This is a genomic window from Sphingomonas bacterium (genome assembly GCF_903642285.1).
GTDB lineage: Bacteria > Pseudomonadota > Alphaproteobacteria > Sphingomonadales > Sphingomonadaceae > Sphingomonas.
In genome coordinates, this window is sequence record NZ_CAHJWJ010000052.1 from 1 (window position 1) to 3,534 (window position 3,534).

Here is a 3,534-nt window from a genome sequence, read left to right on the forward strand (position 1 = left end):
GAACGACCGCCGCCGCCCTGGCCGCTGCCACCGCCCCGCGCCCCGCCCATCCCGCCGCTGCCGCTGCGCACTTCGGGCGCGACAACGGTCTCGTAGCGTTCCAGGTCCGCGGGATCGATCTCGCCGTCACGCCCGACGTCCAGCGTCGCGAAAAAGCGCGCCGCATCCGCCTGGAACTCCGCCAACGTCACCTGCCCGTCGTGATCGGCATCCGCACCGTCGAACCAGGCGCGCTCGGGATCGCCCGCATCGGCGGCGGCCCGGAACGGTTCGCCCATCGGGCTGAGGAACACGCGCTCGCGCGGCCGCGGCGGCGCACCGTCGGACCCGTGCCCGCCATAGCGATGGCCATGACCGTTATCGCTGGCGCAAGCCCCCAGCGCAAACGCTATGGCGATCGATACGCGACGGGCGGAATCGAAGCGAAAGGCGGAAAGGCGGCGCATGAAGGGTCTCCGGCTGAAGTCGCGAACGGGCAGCCACCCGATGTTTGCCCCGCGGTGCCCCGGCAAGCACGAAAGTGTAACAGAGTGTCGCCGCTCGCCTAGCGGCCCTTGCCTCGCGGGAGTCGTCAGGCGATCCCGCTGAATACCATGCCGGCGGCATCAGTGCCCGAACTGTCGGCACTGCCCGTACCATAGGTCTGCGCGGAACCGATGCTCTCGCGCATTTTCTCCAGGAACCCGATCAGCTTGTCGAGCTGCGGGGTCGCGGTGTCGGTAGCGCTGACCGCGGTCGTAGAGGACGCGGCGGTCGTCGCTGCGATGGGCGACGTCGCGGACGAGGTGGTCGAGGCCGTCGCGCCGGTCGACGTCGTACCGGTCAGTGCGTCGATCGCGCTGGTATCGGTGCTGCCGTCGGTCGAATCGCTGCCGTCCAGCGCGGCCATGATCGCAGCCATGCCACCGCCGCCGCCGCCGTGATGATGGTGGCCGTGCACCGCTCCGCCGGCGGCCGGCGTCTGGCCGGTCGTGCCGGTGGTCGCAGTCACCTGGCCGCCGTCCTGGTCTGCGTCGGCCCCCTGACCCTGGACGCCCTGCGACGGTGCGCCCTGCCCGAAGATGCCCTTCAACTCCGTCGCCTGCGCATCGGTCAGCGTCCCGCCGGTCACCTGGGCGTCGATCAGGCCGTCCAGCTTGTCCTTGAACGAGGTGCCGGTCCCGCTCGTCGGTGCCGCGGAACCGCCCGCGCCGGCGAGAATCGATCCCCCGCTGCGCAGCGACTGGCCGATCGCATCCACTGCCGTCTCCAACGCGGTCCCATCGGTCTGGCTGATCGTGCCGGCCGATGCGGCCGCGGCGATCCTCGCGTCGATGCGCGCGCGCGGCGACGGCGGCATCTGGAAACCGGGGAACGTATTGCCGATACTGGTCATGGTCGCGTCTCCTGCCTGTTCCGGCAGTGCCGGCGCACGCCACGCTATAGGCAGGAGGCGTTAAGGGACGCTTACGTATAGCCCGGTACTCACCGATGTTTCGTAGAATAGAATGCTAAACATCCAATGAACGAATTGTCATATTCTTTCTCCGGTGAGTAGTCGCAACAAGTTGTCGGTCGATCTCGGCATAGTGGCCGCGCCGCTGCGGTGGCGAAGCGGGGCCGGGGCACCGATCGGCGTGCCGCGGCCGCCGGACCGCATGCTTGCGTTCCCCCCGCACCGGCGCTATCTGCCGCCCTCATCCGACAGCGAGGATGGTCCACACCGGGTCCCGACAGGGAAACGGTGGCGGTCCCATGCCTCGCGGAGTCGGTATCTCTCCAAGCGGGTTGGCAGGCCAGTGGCGAAGACGTCCCCCATCGAATTCATCCGACAGGTCCAGACGGAGACCAGGAAGGTCGTCTGGCCGACGCGTCGCGAGACCGTGATGACGGGCGTGATGGTCGTCGTGATGACGACGGTCCTCGCGCTGTTCTTCCTCGGCGTCGATTCGATCTTCCAGGCGATCGTCACGGCGCTGCTCAAGCTCGCGCAATAAAAGGGTTTCCGCGGCATGGCGCGCTGGTACATCATCCACGCCTATTCGGGTTTCGAGGGCAAGGTCCGCGATTCGATCATGGCGGAGGCGACCCGCATGGGACTCGACCGGCTGGTCGAGCAGATCGAGGTCCCGACCGAGACGATCACCGAGGCGCGCCGCGGCAAGAAGATCGCGGTCGAACGCAAGTTCATGCCCGGCTACGTCCTCGCCAAGCTCGAGATGAACGACGACGTGTATCACCTCGTCAAGAACACGCCGAAGGTGACCGGCTTCCTTGGCGCGATGGGCAAGCCGCAGGCGATCAGCGAGACCGAGGCCACGCGGATGCTGAACAGCAAGGAGGAAGCCGCCGCGGCCCCCAAGCACAAGATCAAGGTCGATTACGAGATCGGCGATGCGGTCAAGGTGCTGGACGGCCCGTTCGCCAGCTTCAACGGCACGGTCGAAGAACTGGATTTCGACAAGTCGAAGGTGAAGGTCTCGGTGAGCATCTTCGGCCGCGCCACCCCGGTGGAACTGGACTTTGAGCAGGTCGAGCGCTCGAAGTGAGCCGCCGCTGCATGCGGCTCACGGCCGCACGCGCCTAACGCAGCCAGAAGCGAGACGGGCGAACGCCGGCCGGCGGGTCGCCCCCGCGACCCGACCGACGACACGGGATTTACGCCCGTGTCAGGTGTTTTGACGCGCGGACGCCGCCGATATCGACAGCGTGGAAGAACAGCGGGGCCCCGGCTCGAGGCGGGGCGACGAAGGCGTTTGGGCAGATGAATGGTGCCGGCAGGAATGAGGGCAGCGCGCCTCAGCGCTCATTTCCGCTTTCCTACCCCCGCCCCTTCAGGTCCCGCATCCGCCATCCCCCGAACAACGCCACGTCCGGATGATGCGCCGATCGTCCCGACGCCTTGCTCCACCCCGTCACCTGATCGAGCGCGGGGAGTGCGGGTGGCGTCTCGCCATCCTTCGGCCGGGGCGTCCGCGCCTCCGCGCGTGCCGCCTCGATCAGGCGATAGTCCTCGCGCGCGCGTTCCAGCCGCAATTCGCCCAGCAGCGTCAGGCGGATCGCCTCGACCTCCGGCGACTCGCCGCGACGTCGGCGCATCGGTTCGGGCGTGCCGCCGAGCCGCGCCTCCTTCTGGTGGAGATACAGGAGCTGCAGCGCCTGGGCCGGGCTCATCGGCGGGATCGGCGCGGGTTCGTTGTGCCGCCAGTCGGACTGTTCGTGGCTCTCGATCGCCCAGCCCGACAGCAGCGCGCTTTCGATCCGCGCATATCCTTCCGCCAGCGCGAGGCGCCATTCGCGCTCGAACCCCGGATCGCGACGGCGGCGGCGATAGAATGCGGCCTCGGCCGCGCCGACCGCGGCGGCGGCCAGGCGGACATTGCACGTCGCGGCCAACGCGCGAAGGAACCCCTGTTCGCAAGCGCGCGTCAGCTTGCCCGGCTGCGCGCGGCGGACCTGAAGGCGACCATCGGCGTGGCGGATGACGACCGGTTCGCCACCGTGCGTGCGACGCTGGTCGCCGGCGTTCGCTGGCGCGACCGGACGCGCGGGGCC

3 protein-coding genes and 2 pseudogenes are annotated in these 3,534 nt (G+C 68.6%); 2 read left to right on the forward strand and 3 right to left on the reverse strand.

Features of this window, described 5'->3' with window-relative positions:
• Both HUU99_RS15290 and HUU99_RS15295 read right to left on the reverse strand, forming a co-directional pair.
• A pseudogene (locus HUU99_RS15290) lies at positions 1-446 on the reverse strand (EF-hand domain-containing protein); the annotation flags it as partial.
• 125 nt (positions 447-571) lie between these two features.
• The gene (locus tag HUU99_RS15295; protein WP_174287431.1) at positions 572-1,375 is read right to left on the reverse strand and encodes a hypothetical protein; all 804 of its coding nucleotides are present in this window, start codon (positions 1,373-1,375) and stop codon (positions 572-574) included.
• A 403-nt stretch (positions 1,376-1,778) separates the two neighbouring features.
• Here HUU99_RS15295 and secE point away from each other — a divergent pair, with 403 nt between their 5' ends.
• Positions 1,779-1,976: a preprotein translocase subunit SecE gene (secE, locus tag HUU99_RS15300; RefSeq protein ID WP_174287432.1), complete on the forward strand. Its 198-nt coding sequence runs from the start codon at positions 1,779-1,781 to the stop codon at positions 1,974-1,976.
• A gap of 15 nt (positions 1,977-1,991) precedes the next feature.
• Complete coding sequence (gene nusG, locus HUU99_RS15305; protein ID WP_174287433.1) at positions 1,992-2,528, forward strand: transcription termination/antitermination protein NusG; 537 nt, start codon at positions 1,992-1,994, stop codon at positions 2,526-2,528.
• Between the two features lie 271 nt (positions 2,529-2,799).
• Here nusG and HUU99_RS15310 read toward each other — a convergent pair.
• Positions 2,800-3,534, reverse strand: a pseudogene (locus HUU99_RS15310) (hypothetical protein); the annotation flags it as partial.

Bases quoted from the DNA above. Each gene is read 5' to 3' on its own strand.
- HUU99_RS15295 (WP_174287431.1), bottom strand. From the start codon at position 1,375: ATGACCAGTATCGGCAATACGTTCCCCGGTTTCCAGATGCCGCCGTCG.
- nusG (WP_174287433.1), top strand. From the start codon at position 1,992: ATGGCGCGCTGGTACATCATCCACGCCTATTCGGGTTTCGAGGGCAAG.